The organism is Corynebacterium tuscaniense (genome assembly GCF_008693065.1).
In the GTDB taxonomy this organism is placed as follows: Bacteria; Actinomycetota; Actinomycetes; order Mycobacteriales; family Mycobacteriaceae; genus Corynebacterium; species Corynebacterium tuscaniense.
This window is the reverse complement of sequence record NZ_VXKH01000024.1, coordinates 1-26953: the sequence shown is the minus strand read 5'-3', so window position 1 is coordinate 26953 and position 26953 is coordinate 1. Positions and strand designations below refer to the sequence as shown.

The window sequence follows — 26953 nt, the reverse complement described above, 5'->3', positions numbered from 1 at the left end:
GGCAACCCGTGGCGCCCAGTCCGCGTCCGGGGCGGGCAGCCACACGAAGTTGGCCTGGGAGCGCTGCGCCCCAATGTGGTCAGCAACCTCATCGCGCACATCCACGGTGTCTTCCACTCGTGCCAAGAGCTCGTCGGCGTGTTTCAGGGAGGCCAGGGCTCCTGCCTGCGCCACGGAGTTGACCTGGAACGGCACACCCACCTTGTTCATGGCGGTGATGAGTTCCGCGTTGCCGAAGGCGTAGCCCACGCGCACACCGGCCAGGCCATATGCCTTGGAGAATGTCCGCAGGCACACCACATTCGGGTACTCCCTCCAGATCTCCTGACCGTTTACAGCGTTCGGGTCCCGGACAAACTCGAAGTAGGCCTCATCCAACGCCACCGTCACGTGCGGGGGAACCTGCGCCATGAACGAGGCGAACTCATCCGCCGTCACCACAGCACCCGTCGGGTTATTCGGGCTGCAGATGAACACCAGGGAAGTGGTGTCATCGATGGCGGAGAGGATGGCGGGGAGGTCCAAACGCTCGTCGATAAGCAAGGGCACCGGACGAGGCTCCGCGCCGCAGATGCGCGCGAAGATGGGGTACGCCTCGAAGCTGCGCCACGGAAAGACAATGCTGTTTCCGGGCTGGGAGGTGGCTTGCGCGAGTTGCTGGCACAGCGCGGACGAGCCGCAGCCGAGCGCCACGTTGGCTGGCTCCACACCAAGGTGACGCGCAAGCGCATTGATCAGCGTGGACGCGCCCATATCAGGGTACCTATTGGCGCCGAGCGCAGCACGCGTCATCGCCTCTACCGCCGCGGGCAACGGCGCCCCTGCAACCTCGTTGGACGACAACTTCAGGGCATCCGGATCCGACGTTCCGGGGACATACGGCGGGATGGCAGCAAGGTCAGCACGGATCATGGTGCGCCAGTCTAGCGCGGCGGGGTTTTGGTTGCTTGCATGATTATGGGTAGTCTGTAATCCGGTCTGGAGATGTGCCAGAGTGGCCGATTGGGGCTCCCTGCTAAGGAGTTGACCTTTCACGAGGTCCGCAGGTTCAAATCCTGTCATCTCCGCCATGCGCCCGTAGCTCAACGGATAGAGCATCTGACTACGGATCAGAAGGTTGGGGGTTCGAATCCCTCCGGGCGCACCAAATTTTTTTGGGTGCGTACGCTGGCCGAGGATTATCCTCTCCGACCTGTCCGGATAAGTTGTCACCTCAAAAAGGGGGCGCGGCCATGACTGCGGTTGAACAGTTCGATGCACTGTATGAGCTTGAAAAGCAGGTTGAGAATCATCTTCGCAGCCATGATGCGGAGAAGGTTTCGTCTCTGCTCGATGAGGCCCAGCTCAATGACATCATCAGTCTGATCGAGCGCACCTCGCTCAAGCGTGGTGCCGTGATTTTCCGCCTCCTGCCGCCGGAGCGTGCCGGGCTGGTCTTCGATGCGCTTGACCCCTACCACCAGGCGGCGATGGTGCACGCGCTGGGTAGCGATGGTGTAGGGGCCTTCTTCGAAGATCTCGGCGCGGAAGACAGGGCCATGCTTATCGACGAGCTCCCGCCCGAAGTCGCCGCCCGCCTCATGCGCGAATTGGACGAGTCTGACCAGGAGCACACCAACGTTGTCCTGGGGTATGAGCGTGGCACCGTTGGTCGCGCGATGTCGCCGGAGATCGCTGAGATCTACACGGACATGACTGCCCATGAGGTCCGGGATCTGCTGCGCGAGCAACACGAAGAGCTGGAAACCCTGTACACCCTCCCGGTCATTGACCGTGGCCGGAACGTGCAAGGCGTTGTGAAGATGCGGGCGCTGTTTCTCGCAGACGATGATGTGAAGATGTCTGAGCTCCTGGTGGACACCCCCACCGTGTGTGTCACCGACAACGCGGAGGAAACCGCCCGCTGGTTCCTGCCGCTATCGCTATTGGCGGTGCCGGTGGTGGACACCAACGGCAAACTGGTGGGCATTTTCACCTTCGACGAAGCCCAAGACATTGTTGAGAGTGAGGACACGGAGGACTCCGCCCGCCAAGGTGGCGCGGAAGCGCTGAAAACCCCTTACCTGGCCACCCCACTCATCACGTTGGTCAAGTCCCGCATCGTTTGGCTGCTTGTCCTGGCTGTGTCGGCCACGTTGACAGTGCAGGTGCTGGACATCTTCGAAGGAAAACTCGAACAAGCCGTAGTGCTCTCCCTGTTCATCCCACTTCTCACCGGCACCGGCGGTAACACCGGCAACCAGGCCGCCACCACAGTGACAAGGGCACTCGCGCTTGGCGACGTACACAAGTCCGACATCCTCAAAGTCATGTGGCGCGAAGTCCGCGTGGGCCTCATGCTTGGCGCCGTTCTTGGCTTCCTGGGTTTCCTCGCCGCCTGGATCTTCTTCGGCATCGACATCGGCATCATCATCGGCACAACCCTGCTGTCCGTGTGCACCATGTCCGCCACCGTGGGTGGTGCCATGCCTATCGTGGCTAAGACTGTTGGCGCAGATCCGGCGGTGTTCTCCAACCCGTTCATCTCCACCTTCTGCGACGCCACCGGTTTGGTGATCTACTTCCTTATCGCCACATCCGTGCTCGGCCTCTAACCGCGGATTCAGCGCCCTTGTTCAGCACTCAGGTTTAGTACCCCGGCCACAGTCCTGAACAGGCAATTTTGCCTTCCTTGGGGCGTGGTGTAGCGTTGTACCTCGTTGCAAACGCTGACTCAGCAATTGGAATAGCAAAGCAGCGGATGCGCCCGTAGCTCAACGGATAGAGCATCTGACTACGGATCAGAAGGTTGGGGGTTCGAATCCCTCCGGGCGCACCAATCAGAAACCCGCACTGACGTGCGGGTTTTCTTGTTTAACCTGTACCGGCGGGGTAAGGGGTGGGTTAAGGGGGGTTAAACGACAAAAGGGGATGCGGACGGAATCTTGGAGGATTCTACTTATGAACCGTTCGTACACAGATCAGCAGCGTCGCAGAGTGGGTTGAGGAACAGAAGAGGATACGGAAGTGTGTCCAGAATCGGTGATGCCCCTCTTCACAACGCCAGGTAATCCAACTGAGGCCAGGACAAGGACGTCGCAGCCTGTTTTAGGGCATGCCGAAAGGCCAGCTGTTGCTGGCTTTCGACATGAGGTGTGAGGTGTCTCGCTTATCTTCCGTAGAGCAGTGTCATCGCTCCGTAGGGGTGGACAGTGTTGGCTACGAGGTGTCCACGGGGTGATCGCCATATGGGGACACCCCGGATGTTTTCTACTCTGCCCCGGTAGGCGTGTGCGGGGTCGTCATCGTTGGTGCGGTTGTGATAGCGGCACAGCATCGCCAGGTTATCCATATTGGTGTGCCCGCCTTTCGACCAGGCACGGATGTGGTGGACTTGACAGTTATCGGCAGCATGCCGGCACTCCGGTACCGGGCAGGTTGGCAGTGTGGCCCGTGCCAGGTCGCGTTGTTTACGGTTGGCGAACCGTTGCGTGTCATACAGGTTGACCGCACCTTCCTGCGGGTGGAATAACGCCACCTCCAGTTGCTCCCCTTGATGCTGCGCTAAGTACTCGGCTCCAGTCATGGTGGTGCCATCGGTTAGCCCCAGGATGGTGTCGTCGCCGTCACCGCCGATGATGGTGATGTAGTCCGGCAGTGGGACCAGGATCAGCGGGCGGGGCACAGCAGGTGCCACAGCTGGGGCAACAGAAGCCGGGGTTGTGGCTTCGTTGTCCTCAGAAGGGCGCAGGCCGAGCATCGTCATGAATGTTTCGTACATCTGTGGGCCAGCAGGACCGTCAGTCAAGGTGTGGCGTAGTGCGTACTCGATGGCTGCAGCGTCTTCTTCTCTAGCCGTGATGATGATAGGGCGCCTCTTTTTACGTGAGCGCCCAAACCCCAACGTTGGTTCCGCGGCGGGTTTGTCCACCTCCGGGACGATGGTCTTCGCCCGACGCTGAAGCGTTTTATAGTCCCCCGGGATGGAAAGCAGGGCAAGGCGCAGATCCCACTTCTGTCCGGGGTCTTTGACCCCAACGAGGCGGCTTTCGATGTAGACAAGCTGATCCAAGGACTTCTGCGTAGAGCGTGCCACCGTAATCGCGTCTGCTTGTTTGCGGGTGAACGTCGTTTTCCCGTAGTAGACCGCGTGGAGCTTGGTCCATTCGCGAACACGAGCAGGGCTGCAGCCAACCGCGTTAAGCACCTGGGCATCAAAGGATGCCAAGGTATCCATCGGGTTCGTTAAACCCGCCACGAGCGCTGCAAAAGGATTCATGCCGGCAACGCTAAACCGAAACCCGCAAACGCGCAGCAAACGGCCAAAACGGCCTGTGGATAACCCAAAACTATCCACAGGCCAGGCGCGCGAAACCACGCACCAGAACACGCGAAGAAGTCACAGATCCAGCACAAACAGCCCGGTTCCCTACAAACCGAAAAAAGTTAGGCCGCGCTCTGCCATGCCGGGCGGGCGGAAGCTTGGAAGATTCCACGATGAAAGGCTCATGCGCCAAAGTCTGGGTTTTGAGCCGGCGTGGGTTCTAGAACTGGGCTTTAGAACACGTCGATACGCCCGCCGAGCGATTCGGTTTGTTGGAGTGCTTTGACCCAGCCGGGTGCGCCGAGTTGGACGCGCATGACGGGGCGGGAGGAGATTTTGATGGGGGAGACGGATTCGATGCGGGCGCCGTGGCGGGCGCCCATGCGGGTGGAGGCGCGGTAGCCGGCGCCGGCTAGTTGTTCGATGGAGGGGGTGGGGGCGGCGAGGGATTCGCGGGCGCTCTGCAGCAGTTCCAGCATCTCGTCGAGGGTTTTCACAACGGCATCAGCGTTGGTTTCGCACATGGCGCGGACGAGTTCAGGTTCCGTGCTAGCAACGCGGGTGGCGCCGCGGAAAGAACCGGCGGCGAGGGATTGGGCAAGCGTGCCACCACGGTCGCCGACAATGGAGAGTGCTTCCGCCAGGACGTGTGGCAGGTGGGAGACGCGGGCAACGGCTTCATCGTGTTTGGCCACGGAGACGGGGACGGCTTCGGCGCCGCAGATGCGGGCGAGTTTGCACACGTTGTAGAAGAGATCGATCCAGTCGCGGGGGACGGAGTAGCCGGCGGCGTCGCATTCCACGGCGTAGTCATAGGTGATGGCCCAGGCGGCCCGTTTGAACAGGCCTTTTTTGGAGGCGCCCCAACCAGAGTCCTCGGTGCCCGACATGGGGTGGCCACCGACGTAGCGTGGTTGCATTCCGCGTTCCTGAATAAGTTCGTAGACCCCCTGTTTCACACTGACTACGTCGGTGACACCGCAGTTCGGCGCGTACATGGCAATGGCATCGAGGATGTCAGCCACGGCGTGCATGGGTACGGCGATGATGATCAAGGCGTTGGTGGAGGAGGCACGCGACAATACCGCGGTGAGGTCATTGTGCGCATCAAAACCTTCACGGGTGGCGGCGCGCACACCAGCCTTGGTGTGGGTGTAGCCGAAGACAGTGATGTTTTCGGCCGCGAGGTCGCGCATGATGGATCCGCCGATGAGCCCTAGGCCCACGATGCAGATGGGTGGGAGGGCGCGTTGGGCGCTGGAGATTGAGTCTGGGCGGAGTTGGTCGATCACTCTCCCAAGTTTTCCATAACGCGAGTAATCTCACTAGGCATGAGTGAGGCGGGCTTTGAGGATGGCTTTGCGGTGACGGTTGCGCGCTGTGATGGTGGTTGGCGTGTGGCGGAGTTTGAGGACTCTTTTGAGACGTTAAAGACCTCTGTCCAGGCGGTTCGGAGTCTGCGGAGTGAGGGGGCGGCGTTCGCGCTACTCAACGTGGAGGAGGAGTACCTCGTCATCGTTCGGCCTGGCCCGTCGCGTATCCGCGTGCTCATCTCGGATGTCACGATGGCTGTGGATGATGATTTCGCGGCCGATATTTGTGATCAGGCTGGCTTGGAGGTTCCGGATATTGCTCCGGATGAGCTGGATAATGTTGACAGTTGGGCTGATGGAGATTTTGCCATTTTGGAGGATATCGGTTTGTCGGAGGAGGTCCTTGCGGTGCTCGTGGATGATCCGATGTCAGACCCCTCCGCCATCATTGAGGCCATCGCGGAGGAGCTTGGCTTCGCCGATGCGTTGGATGACGTGCTCCGGTGAGTGAGCCCCAACGTCGCGCGGAAGAACGGATGCGCCGCGCTATTGAGGTCGCGCGTACAACGCCACCCGGTGATATCCCTGTCGGCGCAGTTGTCTACGGCCCGGATGGCCGCGAGGTAGCTGCGGGGACGAATCGACGCGAGTGTGATCGGGATCCGGTGGGGCATGCGGAGATCGTCGCTATGCGTGCTGCGGCGGAGGCGTTAGGCACGTGGCGGTTGGATGGGTGTGAGCTCGTGGTCACGCTTGAGCCGTGCACGATGTGTGCGGGTGCTGTGCTGGGTGCGCGTGTGAGCTCGCTTGTTTTCGGTGCGTATGAGCCAAAAACGGGGGCAGTCGGTTCGCTTATCGACGTATTGCGGGACCCCACCCACCTCCACACCGTCGAAGTGCGCGGCGGTGTCCTGGAGGCGGAAACCGCTGGTTTGTTGGCGGGATTTTTTGAGCGTTTACGCTGATCAGGGCCTTTCTGTGTGGATTGACACTGAATTGTTACACATTGGGCAGGTGATCGTCCCTACCATGGGACCCACTGTTACAAACGAGATTTAGAAGGAGAGATCATGGCTGATTTTGAAGCTACCGCTGACCAGCTCAAGGGCAAGGGTAAGGAAGCTCTGGGCAACTTGACCGACGATAAGGGCTTGGAGAACGAGGGTAAGTTCGACCAGCTTGCTGGTGAGGCCCGTGAGAAGGTGTCCGAGGCTGGAGAGGCTGTGAAGGACAAGTTCAACGAAGTTGCTGCCAAGATTCAGGACAAGCGCGAAGAGAATTAAGCTTCTTCCGTTAACGCGACCGGAGGGCCGAAGAAATTTGGTTCCCCGGTCGCGTTGCCGTTAGTCTGTGTGGCGGTAGCGTGTCCGAGCGGCCGAAGGTACTCGCCTCGAAAGCGAGTGAGGGTAAAACCTCCGCGGGTTCAAATCCCGCCGCTACCGCCAGTTTCAAGAAGTTCGTGGTTTGGGTAAAATTCGGTGGATAATCGCCGTTTTTACCACTAGACCACGAACTTTTTTCATGTGAAGGGAGCCCCTTGTGGCGACGATCCTCTACCGGCTGGGTAAGTGGTCCTTCCTGAACAAGTGGAAGGTCCTTGTCGCCTGGGTGATTCTGTTTGCGGCTGGTATGGCGGGCGCGTTGAGTTTGATGAAGCCGCTGTCGTCGGATTTTGCTATTTCGGGAACTCCGGCGATTGATGCGCTGGTGTCGTTGCAGAAGAATTTCCCGGATCAGTCTGATCCGGTGCAGGCGCCTGGGGTGAATCTGGTGTTTGCTGCGCCGGAGGGGCAGCGCCTGGATGAGCCGCAGAATATGCAGGCGATTGATGCCACGGTGGGCTATATCCGCGACAACTTGGATGGGCTCACGGGTACGCAACGTTTTGGTAATCCGGTTGAGGTGAACCGGCAGCTCACGGATGAGATTGTGTCCCAGATGACGCAGATGGGTATGCCGGAGGAGCGCGCTGAGGCGGATGCGCATAATGTGCGTTTGCTTTCGGATGATGGCCGGATTGGTTACACCACTTTTGAATTCGGTGCGGCTACTTCCTTGCAGGTCACTGATGAGGAACGTGAGGTGGTTGATGAGGCGCTGCGTATTGGCCGTTACGCGGGCTTGCAGGTGGAGGCCGGGGGGCCTGGTTTTGGTGACCCGATTGAGATTAAGGCCACCTCTGAGGTGGTGGGTATCGCGGTGGCCTTTGTGGTCATGATTGTCACCTTTGGTTCCCTGGTTGCTGCCGGTATGCCGGTGATTACTGCGGTGCTGGGTGTGGGGCTGGGTACCTTCCTCACCCTTTTGGCTACCCGGTGGGTGGAGCTCAATGAGGTCACGCCGACCATGGCGGTGATGATTGGCCTGGCTGTTGGTATTGACTACGCCTTGTTCATTCTCTCCCGCTACCGCGCGGAGCGCCGCCGCTTGCCCGGCCCGGAAGCCGCCGGTTTGGCGGTGGGTACGGCTGGATCCTCGGTGGTGTTTGCTGGTGCTACGGTGTTCACCGCGTTGGTGGCGTTGGTGCTCGCCCGTATTGAGTTCCTTACCTGGATGGGTTTGTCCGCCGCTGTCACGGTGGTCATTGCGGTGCTCGTGGCCATCACGTTGCTGCCGGCGCTGATGGGCCTCTTGGGGGATAAGATGTTTGCCGGCAAGGTCCCTGGTCTCGCTGGCCATCCTGGCCCAGGAAAGCGTCCGGCAAAGGACCTGAACGCTCGCTCCCTTGGCCGCAGTTGGATCAACACCATCAAGCGTGCTCCGGCATTGGTCATGGTGGCTGTGGTTCTTATTCTTGGTGGTTTGAGTGTCCCGGTTTTGGGGATGGAGATGTCGTTGCCGTCGGATGCGAACGGGGATAAAGACACCACCCAGCGCAAATCTGCTGACCTTATGGCGGAGGGTTTCGGCCCGGGCGTGAACTCGCCGTTCCTGCTCATTGTGGATGGCCACGGCGCTAACCCGGAGTCGGAGGCCCTGAAGCCGTACATGGATTCCATACCGGATGAGGCGGTGGACAGTGACCAGAAGAAGGCGGCGCTGGCGTCCTTCATCTATACGATGGAGCGCGCCGGCAGCGTCAACGGCATCATCCATGCCCAGCTTGTGGGTGTCAGTGATGACATGATGGCTGCGCAGATCCTGGCCACTCCGGCGACTGGTCCGGATGATCAGTACACCGTCGATATGGCGCATGCCCTGCGTGAAACGGACGCGGAGATTGAGGACGCAATTGGGGCGGATATCGGGCTCACAGGTTTCACCGCCGTGCAGATGGACATCACCGAAGAGCTTGCCGGCGCCATGCCGCTCTACCTGGCCATCGTGGTGGGCCTAGCCATCGTGTTGCTGGTCCTCGTCTTCCGCTCCCTGCTCGTGCCTCTTGTTGCCGGTCTGGGCTTCCTGCTCTCCGTGGGCGCGGCCTTCGGCGTCACGGTTCAGGTTTTCCAGAACGGTGTCACCGGCCTGGTCAACACACCCGGCCCGATTCTGTCTTTCCTTCCGATCCTGCTCATCGGTGTCACCTTTGGCCTGGCCATGGACTATCAGGTGTTCTTGGTTACGAGGATGAGGGAGGAGTACACGCGGCGCAGACAAGCAAGTGATGGTGCTGATGCGATCCTCGCGGCCGTGGAACATTCCACCGTCGAAGGTTTCGTCCGTGGCGCGCGCGTGGTCACGGCCGCGGCGATCATCATGATCTCTGTTTTCGTCGCCTTCATCGATCAGCCGTTGCCGTTCATCCAGATCTTCGGCTTCGCGCTCGGCGCCGCCGTGCTTTTCGACGCATTCTTTGTCCGCATGGCCCTCGTCCCCGCCACCATGTTCCTGCTTGGCACCACCGCCTGGTGGATGCCCGCGTGGCTCGACCGCATCCTGCCCAACCTGGATGTTGAGGGCGAAGCGCTCGAGCGCCAGTTTGAATCCCAAGGAGTTCCCGCATGACCGACACCACGTTTGACGTGCGCACAACGCTTTTCAGCGCGCCAGGCCGCCACGGCCGCACCGGCACCATCCACACTCCGCACGGTGTTATTCACACTCCCGCGTTCATTCCGGTGGCGACGAAGGCCACGGTGAAAATGTTGACTCCGGGACAGATCCACTCCACCGGTGCGCAGGCCATTTTGTCTAATGCGTATCACCTCTATCTTCAGCCTGGCCCCGACATTGTTGATGAGGCTGGCGGGCTGGCCACCTTTGAAAATTGGCATGGCCCCACCTACACCGATTCTGGTGGTTTTCAGGTGATGAGCTTGGGCGTTGGTTTCAAAAAGGTCCTGGCTATGGATGTTGCTGGGCTGACTGATGAGGACATTCGCGCCGCCAACAAAGAGCGCATGGCGCGTGTGGACGATGACGGGGTGGACTTCAAATCCTTCATCGACGGCTCCACCCACCGCTTCACCCCGGAAGTGTCCATGCAGATCCAGCACCAGCTGGGTGCGGACATCATGTTTGCTTTCGACGAACTCACCACTCTCGTGGACACCCGCGCCTACCAGGAAGAATCTGTTGAACGCACCCACCAGTGGGCACGCCGGTGTCTGCTGGAACACGACCGCCTCACCCATGCCCGGCCGGACAAACCACTTCAATCCCTGTGGGGTGTGGTGCAGGGGGCGCAGTATGAGGATCTGCGTAGACAAGCAACGCGGGGTCTGCTTGCTCTTGATGAGGAAGCTCGTGCTGCAGGTCGCCGCGGCTTCGGTGGCTTCGGCATTGGCGGTGCCCTGGAAAAGGAGAACCTGGGCACGATCGTCGGCTGGGTCACTGATGAACTGCCTGCGGATAAGCCCCGCCACCTACTGGGTATCTCTGAGCCCGATGACCTGTTCACCGCCATTGAGGCCGGTGCTGACACCTTCGACTGTGTCGCCCCCACCCGCCTCGGCCGCCGCGGCGGCGTGTACACCCTCGATGGCCGGATGAATCTCATGGCCGCGCGTTTCCGCCGCGATTTCACTGGTGTGGACGAGGAGTTCGGCGGCTACGTCTCAGAGAATTACTCCCGCGCCTACATCCACCACCTGCTGCGTGCGAAAGAATTCCTCGCCGGCACGCTGTGCACCATCCACAACGTGGAGTTCATGGTGCGGCTGGTGGACAACATTCGTGCCGCCATCGACGCCGGGGATTATGAGGCCTACCGGGACGAGTTCCTTGGGCGCTACTACGCGGGGCAACGAAAGTAGGGGACCATGCCGCGTGGCCTGAACCGGTTGATCTACACGGACGATTCCGGTGACCCAAAGACCGGGTTAGCAGTGTTTGCCTGGATTGAGGTAGCCCCGTGGGACTGGGCTGAGGTACTTGGCGCCTGGTTAACACATCGCAAGCGAATGGATCAGAAATACTCGGTTCCGGTGTCAAAGGAGCTTCATATGACGGAGTTCGTTTTAGGAAGAGGTCGCATTGCAAAACAAATCCCTGAGGAATTTGTTTCAGTAGACGGAGTCAGCGAGTGGAAAGAGTTTTGTGTGACTGTAGCGCTTGAAGGCTTGAAAACCATTAGTTCTTGCCATGGGCTGAAGGTGGGATCGATTTTCCGGCGGGGGGAGCCTAACAATCTTCATGCAACTAAGGATGCGCTCTACGCTGACTGGCTACTCGAAGTGGAAGCCTCATTAGAGAAAACTGGTGAACTGGCAATGGTATTCATGGACGGTGATGGCACCGAGAAAATATTTCGTAGGGCGCACCGTGAACTACCACGGCAAAGTCGACATGTGATCGAGGATCCTATCTTTTTGGATTCTAAGACTTCGCAATTAGTGCAGATGGCCGATCATATTGCATGGAGCGCTAATGCTTCTTTAATGAGAGTTCCGAAACATGAATTCGCCCACAATTGGTACCGCGATTATCTCGCGCCACGTGACCCTTTGCGTGCACCACGGGAACTATAGATATAGCTAGACCCCCTTAATCCATACGTGCGGAGGGGGTCTGCACCTTGGAGTATACAGACTCCAGAACGTGCTATGCAAAGTCAGTCGGCACCCTGTGCACCATCCACAACGTGGAGTTCATGGTGCGGCTGGTGGACAACATTAGCGCCGCCGTCGACGCCGGGGATTATGAGGCCTACCGGGATGAGTTCCTTGGGCGCTATTACGCGGGTGCTAAACGTCCTCGGGTGTAGATGTGCACTACAGGAGATGGGCCGGTAGTGATCACGGACCGTGGGCGCGTTTCTTATGAGCTGTTGTGAGCAGAGCTCTATGCGGAAACCGTGGGGGACAAGACCAATTGGGTGAGCCGCCTTCACATCGAAGAGTAGGTCGAATTCGAACCGGTCCGTATAGCGAGTCAGAATCGCCTGCAGCCCGCGTGGTTCGTAGCGCGGCAGCGCGCGCATTTGATTTACGCAGGTACGGCACTCGCGCGTTCCTCAGCTCGGCGTACGGCGGCGATGGTGGGGTAGGTGATTGGCAGCAGGACAACTTCCATGAGGGTCTTCCACAGGAAGCCGACCACGACGTAGTTAATAAATGTGCCAACGGAATCAACCCCGATGACGCCAGCGGCGATGGAGCAGAACAGTAGTGTGTCGGCGAATTCGCCGACGATGGTGGAGCCGATGAGGCGTGCCCAGAGGCGGGCGCTGCCGAAGCGGTCCTTCATTTTTTGTAGTACCCACGCGTTGAGAAGCTGCCCTACGACGTAACCGGTCAGTGATGCCAGGATGATGCGCGGCAGTAGACCCAAGACAGCGGCGAAGGTGTCCTGCATGTCGTAGAAGTTTGCGGGGGGAAGCCAGATGGCGATGTAGAAGGACGCTACTGCCAGCAGGGCGATACCAAAGCCGGTGAATATGGCGCGGCGAGCTGCTTTGAATCCGTAGACCTCCGCAATTACGTCACCGATGACGTAGGAGATGGGGAATAGGAAAAATGCGCCATCGGTGACGAGGGGTCCTAGTTCGACGCCTTTTTGGGCGGTGATGTTGGATATGAGGAAGACTGCGCAGAATACTGCGAGCAGGTATGGGTACGGGGAGCGTGCGACGGTGTGGGAAATGGGGTTGGGCATGCGCAATATCATTGCATACTTCGGTAAGAAGTGAGTTTGAAGCGTCCTGGGTTTAGTTCCGGTTCTTTTACGACCCTGTGTTGATGGGTTGGGTGAGATGGTACTCGGTTTCTACTTCCTGTGGGGTGGCATAATCCAATGCTTCATGAAGCCGCGTGGTGTTCCACCAATGCACCCACCGTAAGGTGGCCAGTTCGACTTCTCCGACCGATGTCCACGGACCTTGAGCATGAATCAGTTCCGCCTTGTAGAGACCGTTAACGGTCTCGGCTAGAGCATTGTCATAAGAATCGCCGACTGTTCCGACACTTGGCCGGATTCCGAATTCAGCTAGAGCGGTGGAATACTTCAGTGACACATACTGGCTGCCCCGATCACTATGGTGAATCAGCTGGTTTCCATGGATTTGTCCTGCAGTGGTTAACGCGTGCTCCAAGGCCTGCATCGGCAGCGCATCGGTACGCATCGTCGAGCGTGTAGCAACACCGACTATTTTTCGGCTGTAGACATCCACGACAAACGCGGTGTAGACGAATCCTGACAGGGTGCGAACATAGGTAATATCGGCAACCCACAGCCTGCCCGGGTGCTGTTGCCCGGAAGTTTCGCTGCACAAGATCCGGACGATGATCCCGCACTTTAGGGCTGGTCGTGGTGACCGGGGTGCGTCCACGTCGTCGACCAGACACACCTGCAAGTTTCATCAGACGTGCGGTCTTGTCGCGGCCGATATGAAAGCCTTCACGGTTCATCGCGTGCCACATTTTGCGGATACCGTAGACCGAGAAGTTCTCCGCATGTACACGCTGTATTTCTGGGATGAGCAGGCTATCGCTTAAGGCCCTTGCACTGGGCACGCGTGTGGTGGCTTTGCGGTAGCCGCGTGAGGTGATGAATCCACGATCTGCTTGTTTTAGGACTCGGCAGATGGCCTCGACCCCAAACTGATCTTTATACGCGTCGATATAGGAGATCATTTGGTCGTGGGTCGGTCGAGTTCCGCTGCGAAAAAAGCCGAAGCAGTCTTAAGAATCCCGTTTGCTCGTTTCAGCTCGCGGTTTTCGCGGCGCAGACGCTTGAGCTCTTCTTCCATTGTCTCGCCACCTGAAGCGTCAGAGTCATCACGTACTGAAGCACTGTCACGGTATCAAGCCCGCAACGTATGGTGGGAGACACCAAGGAGCTCACCGACTTCCTCGTACGCGCGTTGCCGTGAGCAGGACTCCAAGCGGACCATTTCAATGATCTGATGGACCGCCTTCTCCTTAAACTCAACGGAATACTTTCTAGGCATAGTCCAAATCCTTCCTTAGCAGAGATACGAACTAAACCCAGGACGCTTCAGGATGTTGGCATATTGGTCCTTGATCAATATTAATGAGCGCTCATTAAAAGTGAGCGCCATCGGGGCTTTGCTGAGTGGCCTGTTGTACGCCGAGAAGCATTAATGCTTGACGTGTGCGTGGCGCAATATCATTGCGGGCATGCAGTATTCATGTCCCGCTGGCCGTTTTGCTCCGAGTCCGAGTGGGGATCTTCATTTTGGCAATCTTCGTACGGCGGTTCTTGCGTGGTTGTTTGCGCGCCAGTCGGGTCGGGCTTTTTTCGTGCGGGTGGAGGATGTGGATTCGGAGCGTTCGAGTATGGAGTCGGCGCGCCGTCAGTTGGAGGATCTTGCGGCGTTGGGGCTTGAGTGGGATGAGCCGGTGATGTATCAGCATGAGCGTGGTGTGGCGTATGCGGAGGCGTTGGCAAGGTTGGATACGTATGAGTGTTTTTGCTCTCGTCGTGATATTCGGGAGGCCGCGTCTGCACCGCATGTTCAGCGGGGGATGTATCCAGGTACGTGCCGGGAGCTTTCAGAAGAGCAGCGTGCTTTTCGACGTTCCCAGCTCGCCGCCCAGGGGCGCCTTCCTGCGATTCGGCTGCGCGCACATGCCACGGAGTGGACTGTCACGGACTATTACAAGGGGGAGTTCACCGGCCCGGTCGATGACGTGATTTTGAAGCGTGGCGGGAACGCGAATCAAGCGCAGGCAGGGGATTGGGCGTACAACTTGGCTGTCGTGGTTGATGATGGTTTCCAGAATGTGGATCAGATTGTGCGCGGTGATGATCTTTTGGGCTCCGCACCAGCGCAGGCGTATCTCGCACATGAGCTTGGTCTGCCACAACCACAGTACGTTCATGTTCCTCTGGTGGTGAACGCGAAAGGGGAGCGGTTAGCCAAGCGTGATGGTGCAGTCACGCTGCGGGAGATGATGGCAGACAACCCTGGTGCGACTGTGGCCGACGTGGTTGGCCAGATTGCTGCCTCGTTGGGCATAGGGGGTGCTTGCAGTGTAAACGAGTTGTTGGAAAAATTTGATCCAGACAAACTGCCCCCTGAGAATTACATGTGGATTTAACGTGAAAACATTAGATTTCTGTATGTGCAGACAATATGGAAACTGATTTTTCTGCACATTGCATTAAAGGCAATGGATTCGGTTTCTGCGGGTCAGCGGAATGTCTTGCTCATCCATTTATTTACCCATAAATAGTGCTTTGTAATGGGAATATAATGTTCATTACTGACATTCGTGTAATTCCTGCGATCCGGCATAGATTCCTTAAAATTATCTAAACAACAAATTGTTGAAGAATCTACTATGCGGGGGTGTCAATCTAAATCACAGCCAATTGACAAGATTGGCGAGTGGGTTTAGCGTTTGTTGTGCAGCCTAGATGTCATCTGGGTTCTACACAGTTTGTTTCCATGGCCAGTTCATCAATGGAGCGTCGTCGAGATACGTCAACGCGCATGGCCACCAACCTGAGTGAGGTTTAGATGAATACTTTCCAACGGTGCCTGGTTGCCTCTGTCGCAACCACCGTCGTAGCTATGGGCGGAGTTCTGCCTGCCGCAATCGCGCAGGAGAACCCGGCCGACGGCGCCACCAACACGCAGCAGCAGGCAGCCACCTACAGCTTGACCATTCATAAGCGCATTGGCGCTGCCGAAAAAGTTGAGGGCTATGACGGCTCCGCACTTGAGGCAGACAAGATTCCAGGCGCAGATGCACCTGCAGGCTTCGAGTTTAAAATTACCCAGGTCATCCCTGCTAAGGGTGATGCCATGAATGATGCTTCCCAGGCAAAGCCTGTCGATGGTGGAAAAACTGCCGAGGGCAAGACTGACGAAAACGGCAAGATCAAGTTCGACAACTTGCCGGCTGGCGTGTACCTAGTACACGAAGTTTCGGTTCCGAACGACAAGTATGTCCCGGGCCCGGACTTCCTGGTTTCTGTTCCGGCAACGGCCGAGGATGGCAAGACCTCCATCAATGATGTGGTTGTGTACCCGAAGAACACCGAAGCTGGCGTGACCAAGGAAGTGAAGGACGCTGATGCCCACGGTGGTCACACCTACGACTACACCATTACTGCTTCCATCCCGGCACCGGCTTCCGACAAGGACAAGCTTGTTTCCTACCGCGTAGAGGACAACCTGGACGGCAAGCTGGAGGCTCCGAAGAAGGAAGACATCACCGTTGAACTGACCGGCACCGGTGAGACTCTGACCGATGCGGACTACGATGTGGAAATCACCGCGGGTAGCCCTCACAAGGTCAATGTCAAGTTCAAGGACACCGCAATGGCCAAGCTTGAGGCAGCTCGCAAGGATGGCCAGTCCGTCAAGGTGGGCATCAAGGCCAAGGCACCGGCAGATGTTGAGGTAATCCCGAACAAATCGACGCTTTACTTCAACAACGGTGTTGGCACAGGTGAGCACAAGCGTGACTCCAACGAGGTAAAGACCTACTGGGGCAAGCTGAACATCAAGAAGACCGATTCTGCTGATGGTTCGGGCCTGAAGGACGCAGAGTTCCAGCTCGTTCGTTGTGAGGGAGATAAGGATAAAGGCTACAAGGCCACCGGTAAAGCACTCACCGTGAACGGCCAGTCGAAGTGGACCACGAATGAGAAGGGTGAGATCCTCATCACCGGCATCCACGCATCCGACTTTGCTGATGGCAAGGAACTGAGCCCGATTGTGCAGTACTGCGCACAGGAGACGAAGGCCCCGAAGGGCTTCCAGCTGGATAACACGCTGATCCCGTTCATCCTGACCAAGGAAGCAGGAGACGCACAGCGTGACGGCGACACCAACGGTGCTTACACCTACGGCATCAACATGGAAAACCACAAGACCTTGCTGCCGAACACCGGTGGCATTGGTATCGGTCTGCTGGTTGTCCTGGGCATGCTCGTGATTGGTGGCGGTACCTACGTTGCACGCCGCAACACCTCTGCTGCCTAAAACCTCTGCTGAGCTAGCAGCTCCTGACGGTGATACTTCGACGAGGTAGAGCCGTCGAGAAGCCCACGCGGGGAGGCTCCTTTACCAAAAATCCCCGCCACTTTTTCAATACGCATTACTAAAGGTCAAGGTATGTCCGTGCTGTCAACAGATCAGCCGCCACAGGTGATGAAATCTCATCGTGTGGCGAAGATTATGGCCCCCGTGGTCATCGTTCTGATCGGCGTTGCGATTGTTCTGTACCCCGTAGTAGCCACTGTTGTGAACAACATGCAGCAGCAAAAGATCGCTGAGGAATACGTAGAGCAGTTCCAAGACGTTGATCCTGTTGAGCTGAAAGCGGCCGTGGATAAAGCGCACGCGTACAACGCGGAGCACGCTGGGCAGCCGGTGCTTGACCCGTGGTTGGCGCGCATTAGTCCTGATAATGAGGGCTATAACGAGTACTTGGAGCAATTAAGTGGCGCGACCGCAATGTCACGTGTCACCATCCCGAGTATTGATGTAAAACTTCCGCTCTATCACGGGACTGCGGAATCCACCCTTCAGAAAGGGTTGGGCCATCTTTATGGGTCCGCACTTCCGGTTGGCGGCAAAGGTATGAGAACAGTCATTACCGGACACACCGGGCTCACGAATGCGACGCTTTTTGATGACCTGGATCAGGTGGAAAAAGGCGACGCCATCTATGTGGAGACCTTCGGTGAAACGCTCAAATATGAGGTCTTCGACACCGAAATTGTCTTGCCGACGGAAGTGACCGGTTTGACCCCGGTAGAGGGCGAAGACCTCGTGACATTGATTACGTGCACTCCTTACGGGGTGAACACACACCGTTTGCTGGTGCACGCGAAGCGAGTGCCCCTTGACGCAATGGATAAAGAGGCGATCGATAAATCCGGTCGCACAATTCAGTGGTGGATGATTGCCTTGAGCCTGTTTGGGCTCGTGGTTATCGGCGCATTGACCTACTGGGTGATGAGGGAGATTAGGAAGGCCCGTAGCTATGTTTAATAAACGCTGCGCAGCGGTTATGTGCGCTGCAGCTATCACGATGATGGGCGGCAGCCCCGCCGCATTTGCCGACGACCGCGTTGCCACGGGCGCTAACTCCCAGTGCGCCCCGGTGAACGACATTGATTTTTCAAAGCTGTCAAACTTGCAGGTCCGGAAAACCGCTCCGAACAAGTTTGATGCTGTGGAGCCGGGTCAATTGCCTTTCGGCCCGGTTTCCGGAATGGTCTTCCGCTTGCAGCGGGTGAACGCAGACTTCTCCACGGTTGAAGCACGCAAAAAGGCCTCGCAACTCACTGTTGAGGAGGCAAAAGCACTTGGCCTGGGGGAAGCGGTCGAGGCTGAAACGAACAGCAGCGGCATCGCATTCTTCAAAGGCCTGAAACCCGGCATCTACCTCCTCACGGAAACGGTGCCTGAGGACGGCAAGTACAACTACCGCCAGTCCCGCCCGATGCTGGTCATGCTCCCGCTGGTTGGTGACCCAAAGAGCTGTGAATTCACATACGACTCGGTGATTGTGACGAAGCCGGAGCCGCAGACACCTCCGCCAACCACCCCTCCGACGGTGCCGCCGACCACACCACCGACGAAGCCCCCAACAGTGCCGCCGGGCACACCAACGCCTTCGACAACGCCGACAACTCCTGTACCGCCGGGTGAGGAGGTACCCCCGTCCAAACGCATTTGGCTGCCAGAAACCGGTGCCAGCGTACTGGGGATTCTCGCCTTAGGCCTTGTGCTGATCGGCGTGGGCGTAACAGTTCTACGCAAGCCAAACAGGGCACAGCAAGATACCGAAAGTCAAAGGAGCTAGGACGATGACTCAACGTTCACACACCCGCGTGCGGGGACTTCTATGGTCAATTTCGACAGTCGGTGTCCTACTCATTGGTGGTGTCGCGCCGGCTGCGTTATCCCAAAACGTGACAGCAACCGACGCCGTCGAGGCACCAGCCTCTCAGGCAGTGGCAACATCACAGCCAAGTGCTGCTCCAAGTGCGCCCGCGGCAACAGGGAATAACTCTGCTAAGAAGGCGGATACGCAGGACGGCGACATCATTGGTCCCAACCTTGGGACTTTGGGCACCCAAGATGAAGTTGCTGATGCGCTGAAGTCTGCACCTTCTGGCAAGTTCATCCTGGTTCCGAAAGGGAAGAATGCCCAGGGCGACTTTTACACGTTGGCGGTGAAGGAATCTGCGGCCTCGCTTGGTCAGGGTAAGTACATCCGCCTCGTCCGCAAGGACTCCGGTGCCCCGGTAGGTGTGCTTGAGGCACGTATTAACGAGACACGGGTTGGTCTTTCGAAGAATGAAGATCAGCAGGACCGGCAGATCCTCAGCCTTGAGCGTCCGGCCACCGTCGCCGATCCAAACATCATCGAGGTGGACATTGAGGTCGCGCCAGGCACCGACACCACCGAACAATCATGGAGCCTCGAAACCTCGAACGAGAAGCTGGAAAACGCTCAGAAGAATTCCCAGATGATGCTTCGGAGTCAAGACCGAGAAGCCACAGCATCAGTAGATTTCTCGGGCATGACCAAAATTGACGAGTTCGAAGGTGGCGCTGCTGACATCAACAACTTTTCTATCGGCAAAAATCCTACGTTCAAGCTGACAGAAATTGTCCCAGAGGAAGATGACGGCAAGGTAGCGGTTATTCGTTTCACGTTCCAAGTCGACGGTTTGTCCCCTTTTCATGGGCCTTTTGAAAATCTCAAATTTAACCCGCGGAAGTGGTTCACCCTCCAAAGCGGTAACGATAGTGCCTCATTGGAAGCCCTGCCATACTTGTGGCTCAACGACAATAAAGATGGGAACCCAGAAAAGTCATTGACGGAACAGAAATGGGCCCTCACCCCGTTAGTTGGCCATAGCGTAGATACAAAAAGCAAAGGTGGCCCCTATGATGAGTGGAAGTCAACCTGGGGTTTGACCTCGGGGAATAAGCAGCAGATTAAGAGCGGCGACACCTTGACCGTTCGGTACAAGCTGACACGCGATAACTACGAAGTTGAACCAGATTCAGGGCTGTCTGGAACTCCAACGGCCAACACCTACTGGGTTAATACGAAAACACAGTTCACTCGATATGACTTTTCCGATGATTTCAAAACCATCAAGGTTGGCCGACAATTCCCTACTGGAAGGGATTACGGTGATATCGCGGTAACACCGGATGGTAAGTACCTTTATGCTGTCGAATATAGAGCAACTGGTAGCCACGTGATGGACAAATTCGATGCTCGTACGGGTGCTCTTGTTGGTCGCGGTACATTTAACCTCCCATACGGGGATGCCGCCGCAGGTGGTACAAAGCAGCTGAATGCCTTGACCTTCGACTACGACGGTAAGTTGATTTTCTCAACGCCAAAAGAGAACAACATTTGGAAAATGGATCCTTCCTGTGTGAAAGATCCTGCATTGAAATCCACATGTGAACTTGGTAAAGGCAAAGACATTGAAAAACTGGACCTAAAATGGCCTACAGTGCCAGGTGGTTTGTTAGGTGGCAGACAAATACAGTTAACTTCGGCAGGTGACTTCTTTGTCGGGCCTGACGGTAGTTTGTTTGGTGCTGGCACTACAGATGCTTTCGATTCTACGGGTCCATCCATGCTTGTCCACTGGCCGGCTAAGGAGCCTGGTAATCCAGCGGCCGGGCGGTCTAATGAGGGAATCGTGATAGGGAAGCTTCCTCGTCCAACCTATGGCATGGGGCGCTTTGGTGATTTCATTCTTTCGACACAAACCGACGGAACGAATGATCCAAGCGCAAACTCGGGCCTTGTGTGGTCCCACCTCATTCCGGACGGAAAAGGAGGTTATACGATCGAAGGCGAGCCTCTGAAAGCCACAGTGGAAAGCACCGTGTACGGTATTTTTAAACCCGGTGAATCCCTATGGGGAGCTACAGCGATTTATGATGCGGGACCGTATAATGAGGTCATTCTGAAGATCGAGAAAGAGGTTGTCGGGAAGCGCCTTGACTCAAATGACCAGTTTGAACTTGGGGCGTTTCTAGAGAAATCACCATTTACAAACTCTCGCTCCTATTTGATGCCTCCTGTTTTCGCTACAACCCCGGAGACTGGTCTCCAAAAAGAAGTGTCTTACAACTTTGTTAAACCTGGGCTGGAGTACGGAGTTTTTGAAGGCTTCCGCACCAAAACGCCTGGGAGCGAGCGTAAGAACATGTCGAAGGAGAATGCGGAGAAGTACAGGGCTTCTCTGAAATGTGTTGAAGGTGATAACTGGGATAAGGGCGACAAGGTAGTGCCAACGGCAGCACTGTCTGGTCTGACCGATAGGTCTGACCGTGAGAGCAAGCTGACAATTCCAACCACCCCTGGGTTGAAGGCTGTGACGTGTAGGTTTATCAACTCGACTAAAGAACCGTTGCCCTCTTTGGCCCTGTTCAAGATGGCGGACAAAGATGGCCGGGGTAACTACGAGAAGCTAGATGGAGCGCAATTCGCCCTGTACGAAAAGGACGAAAAGGCTCCTAACGGCCGAGGTAACAAGGTTCAGGACATTACCCCCAACCCTGAGAAGGGATACTCCGTCGACGAGCTTGAATTTGACAAGCGCTACATCCTGGTGGAGACGACGGCTCCTGCTGGCTACCACCTCATCACAGAACCCATCGAGTTCATGTTTGTTCGTGGTGCGGACGGAAAGGCTCAGCTGAAGCTGTTGAGCCAACCGACGACTGGGGGCGTGGTTCTTGCCCCAGATGACCCACATGCGCAGAAGGTAACGGATTCAGATAATGAAAACGGTGCTGCCATTACCGTTGTCAACGTTGAAGAACCCGTTCTCCCAGAAACAGGAGGCCCTGGCCTATACCGCCAAGGAGCACTCGGTTTGATGGTCCTGGCATTGGGAGGCCTGGTCATGGCCTACGTTTCGCAGGGCTCTAGGAGGCGCTTGCTCACATAGGTCTGCATAAAGGCAGCACCCACCGATGAAGGCTGTTTACCGGTTTAGATTCCGGTAAACAGCCTTCAAACCATTCTGGGGAAGCCCAGGGTCGGCTAAGGGTTGGGCGCGAAGAGAATGTATCCCCCAGGCCGCGTAGGGCTGAGGGATTTTACGGAGGATGTGGTGTACGAAGTCGACAGGACTTGCACCATCGGACGCTGGATACGACTCAATCACGAGATTCGCGGCGTCACGTCGGTGCTGAGGCGTGTACTTCATGCGCGTTGACGGGTGGAACTATGCTACTGGGGCCCGTCAAGTGTGGCTGCTAACGTTACTTCTGGTTCACAATCACACCCCACCACCTGTGGTGGGGTGTGGGCGTGGCTTCCTCGTCGGTGCGCGGTAAGGCCCGCGCGTGACGTGGGTCGTTCCGCGCGCCCTTTTCAGGCGAGCGGACAACCCTACGACGCAAAGGGAGGTAGACAATGGGTAAGCACTCATTGGATACACCCGGACGCAAAAGAAAAGACCTTGACGCCACGAAGCTTAGATGGCTCGATGTGGCAATCAAGGTCATAACACTTGCGACCGTAACAGTGAAGCTCATTGCAGTGATGCTTCACATGGGTCTTTAAGGCCCGAGGGTCTCAACGAGTAGCCGCTCGTTGGGGCCCTTTTATTGTACAGCCACAACTCAAAGATGAACTGTGCTGTCACGTTTTAGGCTAATGCGCGCGCGACAGTTTCGCAATACTCCCACACTGAGCCCGGAGCCTCTCTTCTTTGCTGCGGGAGGAAACTGGGGTTAAGGGTTAAGCCTGTTCGTGGGGCTGGATACAAAAGTGCCCCCAGACCTGCACATTCAGGGCTGGGGGATTTGCGGAGGATGTGGGATTTGAACCCACGAGGGTCGTGAAACCCGCACGCGTTCCAGGCGTGTGACATAGGCCGCTAGTCGAATCCTCCAACGACGCATTTTCTCGTTCCACGGGCGTACCCGCGGAACGCGTCGGGGTATTACTTTAGCGGATGGGGCGGAGGGGGCAAAATTGGTGGTTGGGGTGGGCGTCGATAAGCGGGAAGGGTGATTTTTGAAGACGGTGCCAGGAACTACTACACTCAGGCGCAGGATCTCACGCGGTGCTTATCTTGTGAACTCCCCCAGGGCGGGAACGCAGCAAGGGTCAACGAGCTCTGGCAGGTGCGTGAGGTCCCCTTATTTTTCCCACAGGGGGTAGGGGAGTGGGCGGGGCGCATGTACTCTGGGCGGAGTAAATGAATCCACTCCAAAAGGAAGTGATCCCATGTCCTTGCTTGATTTGGATACCGCTGCGCGCGAAGAGCTCACCGCGAAGGTGCGGGAGGAATATGAGGCGCTTAAAGCCCGCAACCTCAACCTCGATTTGACGCGCGGTAAGCCCTCGACGGAGCAGCTAGACCTGAGTAATGATCTGCTGGAGCTGCCCGGCAAGGACACGTATGTGGATGCCACGGGCGCGGATGTGCGTAATTACGGCAACCTGCAGGGCATCAAGGACATCCGTGACATCTGGGGTGAGCTCATTGGTGTGCCGGCGGAGAACCTGTACGCGGGCGATGCTTCCTCGCTGAACATCATGTTCGACCTGATCAGCTGGTCGTATGCCTTTGGTAACAATGACTCGCAGCGCCCGTGGAGCGCGGAGGAGACCGTGAAGTGGATCTGCCCAGTGCCGGGGTATGACCGCCACTTTGCTATCACCGAGCAGTTCGGGTTTGAGATGATCACGGTGCCCATGCTGGAGGACGGCCCGGATGCGGATGCCGTGGCGGAGCTGGTCAAGGACCCGGCGGTCAAAGGCATGTGGGTTGTGCCCATGTTTGCTAATCCGACGGGTGCCACCGTAACTGAGGAGGTTGCGCGCAAACTCGCCTCGATGGAGACGGCGGCACCGGACTTCCGCATCGTGTGGGATAACGCCTACGCCGTTCACACCTTCACGGAGGATTTCCCGCCGATTATTAACGTCCTTTCGGCCGCCGCCGAAGCCGGCAACCCGAACCGCTTCTGGGTGATGAGCTCCACATCCAAGATCACCCACGCTGGTTCCGGCGTGGCCTTCTTCGCCGCATCCAAGGAGGACCTGGACTGGTACTCCTCCGTAGCTGGTATTCGTGGCATTGGCCCGAACAAGATCAACCAACTGGCCCACGCGAAATTTTTTGGCAGCGCAGATGGTGTGCGTGCGCACATGCAGAAGCACGCGCAGATCCTCCGGCCGAAGTTCGAGGCCGTCCTGGAGATCCTGGAGCGCCGCCTGGGCGAGTACAACGTTGCACGTTGGACCACTCCGACCGGAGGCTACTTCATCTCCCTCGACGTTGTTGACGGCACCGCCACCCGCGTATGGGAACTCGCCCGCGAGGCCGGCATCACACTAACCAAGGCTGGCTCCGCCTTCCCGAAGGGGGAGGACCCGAACGATCGCAACATTCGCCTTGCGCCCTCGCTTCCGCCTATCGGCGAAGTCCGCACTGCCATGGACGGTGTAGCCACCTGTGTCCTGCTCGCCGCACTGGAGAAGCTTGAGGCCTAATGGAACCTGAAGAAAGGCTTGCTTGGCTCACCAGTGTGCTGGGCCCGCTCGACGTTGCAGATGCCGGTGGTGGTTTCCTCATCGGCGTGTCTACCGATGTCCCTGCTGCCGTGAGCGTGGGCTTTAGCGATGTGGACAGTGGCCTGATGGTGGACGGTCCGGACGCTGACTCTGAACAGTCGACAGACGTGCGCTGTGAGATCATTTGTGCCGCGTCAGGCGCCAGCCCTGAACAGCGCGCCATCGCGGTAGCAAGAGCATGGCACGCACTAGTGGACACCAAGACACCCGCCCAGCCGGAGACACTCCTGCCGGGGCTAGTAGATGACCCGGCACTGGCCATCCACCACGGCCTGTTGCGTGAACCGCAGATCTTCGAACGCGGCACCCCAATGATCACGGAACCGGGCCGGATGACGCTACTGCTGGAGCTGGTGCTGCTCACCGATGAGGAGTACTCCATCGCCACTGAGCAGGGCCTTGACGTGCTAGAGCGCCGCTTACGCCGCCGCAGCACGGACCTGGGGGACTGGAACCGCGACTAGGCCATCCGACGCTACTAGCTGATCCCTCGTTCAGACAGGTACATGAGGATCGCGCGGACGCGGCGGTTCTCCTCATCCGGTGTGAGCCCGAGTTTGGCAAAGATGCTGGACACATGCTTGGCCACCGCAGCACCGGAGAAATAGAGCTTCCCGGCGATCTCGGCATTGGACAGGCCTTCGGCCATGAGCTCGAGCACCTCGCGCTCGCGTGGAGTAAGCGTGCTCAGCCAGCGTGAGCTGGCGGCCATGAGCTCACTGGCGACATCGGGGTCGATGACCACGCCACCGGCTGCGACAGTCTCACAGGCCTGGACGAAGTCTTTCACTTCAGCGACGCGGTCTTTGAGCAGGTAGCCGGTACCGCCATCGCCGCCGGAGAATAGTTCGCGCGCATAAGCAGGCGCAACATATTGGGACAGGACGAGCACGTTGACCCGGCCCTGCTCGCGCAGCGCGAGGGCTGCTTGGAGTCCATCGTCGCGCATTTTGGGTGGCATGCGGACATCCGTGATCACCAGGTCAGGAGAGTGTTGTGCCACAGCGCCGGGTAAGGCATCTGCATCACCGACCTGCTCGACGACCTCGTGGCCGCGCCGAGTCAGCAGGCCCGCAACCCCTTCACGCAGTAAGGCGGAGTCATCAGCGATCACGATCTTCATGGTGCAAGTCCACTTTCTCCTCGGTACAGCAGCAACGGTATGCGCGCTGTGACGGTGGTAGGTCCACCGTGGGGTGAATGCACTTCCATTGACCCGCCGAATGCAGCGATGCGTTCGCGCATGCCATCGAGCCCACCACCGTGGACAATGCGGGCGTCACCGTCCCCAGAGTCAGTGACTGCGATATTGAGGGTGTGATCGCAGGTGATCAGCACACTGACGGGGGCGCCAGGGGCGTGCTTCGCGGCATTGGTCAGGGCCTCGGAGGTGAAGAAATATGCGGCGGCGAGGACGGAATCGTCGATAAGCGGAAGCGCGTGCGGGGCACGGACGGTGACGTGCGGACCGTATTTTGCGGCGGCAGTTTCGACGGCTTCGACGAGTCCGCGATCGGTGAGCTCGCGCGGGTGAATGCCGTGCACAGTGCGACGGAGGGCGTCGAGGCCGTTTTTGAGGTCGCGGGCAGCGGCGTCGAGAAGCGGTGAATCGGTCTCAAGCTGTGCCTCGCCGAGCTTCATCGCTGCCGCCACGAAGTACTGCTGCGCGCCATCGTGCAGGTCGCGCTCAATGCGCAGGCGTTCGATCTCGTATGCTTCCGCAATCTTGCGCCGGGACGCCGTGAGCTGGTGAATTGCTCGCGCGGCCTCAGCCTCGTGGTTCTTCTTCCGCCACATGCACACGAGGGTAGCGGGGTAGTGCTAGCACTACCCGTATTTGGGAGCCTGCGCCATGGCGGCCGCACGCGGCGAGCGGTGAAATAGAACCATGCTTGAACTGAACGACATCACCAAATCATTCACCCAGCAACGGGTCCTCGAAGGCATCAGTCTGAACATCGAGCCCGGCGAATCCGTCGCGATCATGGGCCCGTCCGGCTCCGGCAAATCGACATTGCTCCACTGCATGTCCGGCGTGCTCGTCCCCGATCACGGCGAGGTCCGCTTCAACGGACGCGACATTGCATCGCTTAACGACGCCACCCGCTCCCAACTCCGCCTCGACCACTTCGGCTTCATCTTCCAGGACGGCCAGCTCCTTCCTGAGCTGACCGCGAAGGAGAACGTGGCACTGCCGCAGATCATGCGTGGCGAGTCCCGTTCGAAGGCCCACGCGGAAGCCACTGACATGCTCACCCGTCTGGGCCTGGGGGATTTTGTGAATCGCTTCCCGGGGCAGCTCTCCGGCGGGCAGGGCCAGCGTGTAGCGATTGCGCGTGCCCTGGCCGGGCCGCCGTCGGTGGTCTTTGCCGACGAGCCGACCGCCGCTCTCGACC

The 26953-nt window shown here is 57.9% G+C and carries 21 protein-coding genes, 5 tRNA genes, 1 other RNA gene and 2 pseudogenes; 21 read left to right on the top strand and 8 right to left on the bottom strand.

The window, feature by feature from the left end:
- A partial coding sequence (locus F4V54_RS06085) for a histidinol-phosphate transaminase (protein WP_150386577.1) occupies nucleotides 1-912 on the bottom strand: 912 nt, incomplete at its 3' end.
- Between the two features lie 68 nt (nucleotides 913-980).
- Between F4V54_RS06085 and F4V54_RS06080 the strand changes: the two genes are divergently transcribed.
- The 4 genes from F4V54_RS06080 to F4V54_RS06065 all read left to right on the top strand — a co-directional run bounded on the left by F4V54_RS06080 (nucleotide 981) and on the right by F4V54_RS06065 (nucleotide 2818).
- A tRNA-Ser gene (locus tag F4V54_RS06080) sits at nucleotides 981-1070 on the top strand.
- A gap of 1 nt (nucleotide 1071) precedes the next feature.
- A tRNA-Arg gene (locus F4V54_RS06075) sits at nucleotides 1072-1147 on the top strand.
- An 85-nt stretch (nucleotides 1148-1232) separates the two neighbouring features.
- Complete coding sequence (gene mgtE, locus F4V54_RS06070; protein ID WP_150386576.1) at nucleotides 1233-2594, top strand: magnesium transporter; 1362 nt, start codon at nucleotides 1233-1235, stop codon at nucleotides 2592-2594.
- Nucleotides 2595-2742: 148 nt separating this feature from the next.
- Nucleotides 2743-2818 (top strand) — tRNA-Arg (locus F4V54_RS06065).
- Between the two features lie 330 nt (nucleotides 2819-3148).
- On the opposite strand, the gene F4V54_RS06060 is transcribed toward F4V54_RS06065, so the two are convergent.
- Both F4V54_RS06060 and F4V54_RS06055 read right to left on the bottom strand, forming a co-directional pair.
- Nucleotides 3149-4258 carry an HNH endonuclease signature motif containing protein gene (locus tag F4V54_RS06060; protein ID WP_249041244.1) on the bottom strand — a complete coding sequence of 370 codons (1110 nt, stop codon included), beginning with the start codon at nucleotides 4256-4258 and terminating at the stop codon, nucleotides 3149-3151.
- A gap of 278 nt (nucleotides 4259-4536) precedes the next feature.
- The gene (locus tag F4V54_RS06055; protein ID WP_282958579.1) at nucleotides 4537-5595 is read right to left on the bottom strand and encodes a prephenate dehydrogenase; all 1059 of its coding nucleotides are present in this window, start codon (nucleotides 5593-5595) and stop codon (nucleotides 4537-4539) included.
- Between the two features lie 39 nt (nucleotides 5596-5634).
- Here F4V54_RS06055 and F4V54_RS06050 point away from each other — a divergent pair, with 39 nt between their 5' ends.
- The 8 genes and pseudogenes from F4V54_RS06050 to F4V54_RS06015 all read left to right on the top strand — a co-directional run.
- The gene (locus F4V54_RS06050) at nucleotides 5635-6123 is read left to right on the top strand and encodes a tRNA adenosine deaminase-associated protein (RefSeq protein WP_150386575.1); all 489 of its coding nucleotides are present in this window, start codon (nucleotides 5635-5637) and stop codon (nucleotides 6121-6123) included.
- Between the two features lie 29 nt (nucleotides 6124-6152).
- Nucleotides 6153-6581, top strand: coding sequence for a nucleoside deaminase (locus F4V54_RS06045; RefSeq protein ID WP_150386579.1), 429 nt, complete (start codon nucleotides 6153-6155; stop codon nucleotides 6579-6581).
- Nucleotides 6582-6686: 105 nt separating this feature from the next.
- The gene (locus F4V54_RS06040; RefSeq protein ID WP_150386574.1) at nucleotides 6687-6899 is read left to right on the top strand and encodes a CsbD family protein; all 213 of its coding nucleotides are present in this window, start codon (nucleotides 6687-6689) and stop codon (nucleotides 6897-6899) included.
- A 74-nt stretch (nucleotides 6900-6973) separates the two neighbouring features.
- Nucleotides 6974-7061, top strand: a tRNA-Ser gene (locus F4V54_RS06035).
- 94 nt (nucleotides 7062-7155) lie between these two features.
- Nucleotides 7156-9561 (top strand): MMPL family transporter, encoded by a 2406-nt coding sequence (locus F4V54_RS06030; RefSeq protein WP_150386573.1) that lies wholly within the window; start codon nucleotides 7156-7158, stop codon nucleotides 9559-9561.
- Nucleotides 9558-10811: a tRNA guanosine(34) transglycosylase Tgt gene (gene tgt, locus F4V54_RS06025; protein WP_150386572.1), complete on the top strand. Its 1254-nt coding sequence runs from the start codon at nucleotides 9558-9560 to the stop codon at nucleotides 10809-10811. Before F4V54_RS06030 ends, tgt begins: the two co-directional genes overlap by 4 nt.
- Nucleotides 10812-10817: 6 nt before the next feature.
- Entirely contained in the window at nucleotides 10818-11525 is a 708-nt protein-coding gene (locus tag F4V54_RS06020; protein WP_150386571.1) for a DUF3800 domain-containing protein, read from the top strand.
- An 89-nt stretch (nucleotides 11526-11614) separates the two neighbouring features.
- A pseudogene (locus tag F4V54_RS06015) lies at nucleotides 11615-11761 on the top strand (tRNA guanosine(34) transglycosylase Tgt); the annotation flags it as partial.
- A 221-nt stretch (nucleotides 11762-11982) separates the two neighbouring features.
- On the opposite strand, the gene F4V54_RS06010 reads toward F4V54_RS06015, so the two are convergent.
- Together F4V54_RS06010 and F4V54_RS06005 are read right to left on the bottom strand one after the other, a co-directional pair.
- On the bottom strand, nucleotides 11983-12651 hold the full coding sequence (locus F4V54_RS06010) for a queuosine precursor transporter (protein WP_249041243.1): 669 nt from the start codon (nucleotides 12649-12651) through the stop codon (nucleotides 11983-11985).
- A 67-nt stretch (nucleotides 12652-12718) separates the two neighbouring features.
- Nucleotides 12719-13945, bottom strand: a pseudogene (locus tag F4V54_RS06005) (IS3 family transposase).
- A gap of 190 nt (nucleotides 13946-14135) precedes the next feature.
- Between F4V54_RS06005 and gluQRS the strand changes: the two are divergent.
- The 5 genes from gluQRS (at nucleotide 14136) to F4V54_RS05980 (ending at nucleotide 21915) form a co-directional block, all read left to right on the top strand.
- The gene (gene gluQRS / locus F4V54_RS06000) at nucleotides 14136-15059 is read left to right on the top strand and encodes a tRNA glutamyl-Q(34) synthetase GluQRS (protein WP_150386569.1); all 924 of its coding nucleotides are present in this window, start codon (nucleotides 14136-14138) and stop codon (nucleotides 15057-15059) included.
- 422 nt (nucleotides 15060-15481) lie between these two features.
- Nucleotides 15482-16954 carry a SpaH/EbpB family LPXTG-anchored major pilin gene (locus F4V54_RS05995; RefSeq protein ID WP_150386568.1) on the top strand — a complete coding sequence of 491 codons (1473 nt, stop codon included), beginning with the start codon at nucleotides 15482-15484 and terminating at the stop codon, nucleotides 16952-16954.
- 132 nt (nucleotides 16955-17086) lie between these two features.
- Nucleotides 17087-17968: a class C sortase gene (locus tag F4V54_RS05990; RefSeq protein WP_249041242.1), complete on the top strand. Its 882-nt coding sequence runs from the start codon at nucleotides 17087-17089 to the stop codon at nucleotides 17966-17968.
- Nucleotides 17961-18785: an LPXTG cell wall anchor domain-containing protein gene (locus tag F4V54_RS11620; protein ID WP_150386567.1), complete on the top strand. Its 825-nt coding sequence runs from the start codon at nucleotides 17961-17963 to the stop codon at nucleotides 18783-18785. The genes F4V54_RS05990 and F4V54_RS11620 overlap by 8 nt, the downstream gene beginning before the upstream one ends.
- A gap of 4 nt (nucleotides 18786-18789) precedes the next feature.
- Nucleotides 18790-21915: a SpaA isopeptide-forming pilin-related protein gene (locus F4V54_RS05980; protein WP_150386566.1), complete on the top strand. Its 3126-nt coding sequence runs from the start codon at nucleotides 18790-18792 to the stop codon at nucleotides 21913-21915.
- An 865-nt stretch (nucleotides 21916-22780) separates the two neighbouring features.
- On the opposite strand, the gene F4V54_RS05975 is transcribed toward F4V54_RS05980, so the two are convergent.
- A tRNA-Ser gene (locus F4V54_RS05975) sits at nucleotides 22781-22866 on the bottom strand.
- A 158-nt stretch (nucleotides 22867-23024) separates the two neighbouring features.
- Here F4V54_RS05975 and ffs point away from each other — a divergent pair.
- The 3 genes from ffs (at nucleotide 23025) to F4V54_RS05960 (ending at nucleotide 25021) form a co-directional block, all read left to right on the top strand.
- An RNA gene (ffs, locus tag F4V54_RS05970) (signal recognition particle sRNA small type) lies at nucleotides 23025-23123 on the top strand.
- Nucleotides 23124-23204: 81 nt separating this feature from the next.
- Nucleotides 23205-24476, top strand: coding sequence for an aspartate aminotransferase type Ic (locus tag F4V54_RS05965; protein WP_150386565.1), 1272 nt, complete (start codon nucleotides 23205-23207; stop codon nucleotides 24474-24476).
- A complete protein-coding gene (locus F4V54_RS05960; protein WP_150386564.1) occupies nucleotides 24476-25021 on the top strand; it encodes a suppressor of fused domain protein in 546 nt (181 codons plus the stop codon). The genes F4V54_RS05965 and F4V54_RS05960 overlap by 1 nt, the downstream gene beginning before the upstream one ends.
- 14 nt (nucleotides 25022-25035) lie before the next feature.
- Here F4V54_RS05960 and F4V54_RS05955 read toward each other — a convergent pair whose 3' ends face one another.
- Together F4V54_RS05955 and F4V54_RS05950 are read right to left on the bottom strand one after the other, a co-directional pair.
- The gene (locus tag F4V54_RS05955) at nucleotides 25036-25680 is read right to left on the bottom strand and encodes a response regulator transcription factor (RefSeq protein ID WP_150386563.1); all 645 of its coding nucleotides are present in this window, start codon (nucleotides 25678-25680) and stop codon (nucleotides 25036-25038) included.
- Complete coding sequence (locus F4V54_RS05950) at nucleotides 25677-26354, bottom strand: sensor histidine kinase (protein WP_150386562.1); 678 nt, start codon at nucleotides 26352-26354, stop codon at nucleotides 25677-25679. Before F4V54_RS05950 ends, F4V54_RS05955 begins: the two co-directional genes overlap by 4 nt.
- 91 nt (nucleotides 26355-26445) lie before the next feature.
- Here F4V54_RS05950 and F4V54_RS05945 point away from each other — a divergent pair.
- On the top strand, nucleotides 26446-26953 hold a 508-nt coding region (locus F4V54_RS05945; RefSeq protein WP_150386561.1), incomplete at its 3' end, for an ABC transporter ATP-binding protein.

Excerpts from the sequence above, each read along its gene's own strand:
- tgt (WP_150386572.1), top strand. The coding sequence starts at position 9,558 with ATGACCGACACCACGTTTGACGTGCGCACAACGCTTTTCAGCGCGCCA.
- F4V54_RS05960 (WP_150386564.1), top strand. The coding sequence starts at position 24,476 with ATGGAACCTGAAGAAAGGCTTGCTTGGCTCACCAGTGTGCTGGGCCCG.
- F4V54_RS05990 (WP_249041242.1), top strand. The coding sequence starts at position 17,087 with ATGTCCGTGCTGTCAACAGATCAGCCGCCACAGGTGATGAAATCTCAT.
- mgtE (WP_150386576.1), top strand. The coding sequence starts at position 1,233 with ATGACTGCGGTTGAACAGTTCGATGCACTGTATGAGCTTGAAAAGCAG.
- F4V54_RS05995 (WP_150386568.1), top strand. The coding sequence starts at position 15,482 with ATGAATACTTTCCAACGGTGCCTGGTTGCCTCTGTCGCAACCACCGTC.
- F4V54_RS06060 (WP_249041244.1), bottom strand. The coding sequence starts at position 4,258 with ATGAATCCTTTTGCAGCGCTCGTGGCGGGTTTAACGAACCCGATGGAT.
- gluQRS (WP_150386569.1), top strand. The coding sequence starts at position 14,136 with ATGCAGTATTCATGTCCCGCTGGCCGTTTTGCTCCGAGTCCGAGTGGG.
- F4V54_RS05980 (WP_150386566.1), top strand. The coding sequence starts at position 18,790 with ATGACTCAACGTTCACACACCCGCGTGCGGGGACTTCTATGGTCAATT.
- F4V54_RS05955 (WP_150386563.1), bottom strand. The coding sequence starts at position 25,680 with ATGAAGATCGTGATCGCTGATGACTCCGCCTTACTGCGTGAAGGGGTT.
- F4V54_RS05965 (WP_150386565.1), top strand. The coding sequence starts at position 23,205 with ATGTCCTTGCTTGATTTGGATACCGCTGCGCGCGAAGAGCTCACCGCG.
- F4V54_RS05950 (WP_150386562.1), bottom strand. The coding sequence starts at position 26,354 with ATGTGGCGGAAGAAGAACCACGAGGCTGAGGCCGCGCGAGCAATTCAC.
- F4V54_RS11620 (WP_150386567.1), top strand. The coding sequence starts at position 17,961 with ATGTTTAATAAACGCTGCGCAGCGGTTATGTGCGCTGCAGCTATCACG.
- F4V54_RS06040 (WP_150386574.1), top strand. The coding sequence starts at position 6,687 with ATGGCTGATTTTGAAGCTACCGCTGACCAGCTCAAGGGCAAGGGTAAG.
- F4V54_RS06020 (WP_150386571.1), top strand. The coding sequence starts at position 10,818 with ATGCCGCGTGGCCTGAACCGGTTGATCTACACGGACGATTCCGGTGAC.
- F4V54_RS06045 (WP_150386579.1), top strand. The coding sequence starts at position 6,153 with ATGCGCCGCGCTATTGAGGTCGCGCGTACAACGCCACCCGGTGATATC.
- F4V54_RS06050 (WP_150386575.1), top strand. The coding sequence starts at position 5,635 with ATGAGTGAGGCGGGCTTTGAGGATGGCTTTGCGGTGACGGTTGCGCGC.
- F4V54_RS06010 (WP_249041243.1), bottom strand. The coding sequence starts at position 12,651 with ATGCCCAACCCCATTTCCCACACCGTCGCACGCTCCCCGTACCCATAC.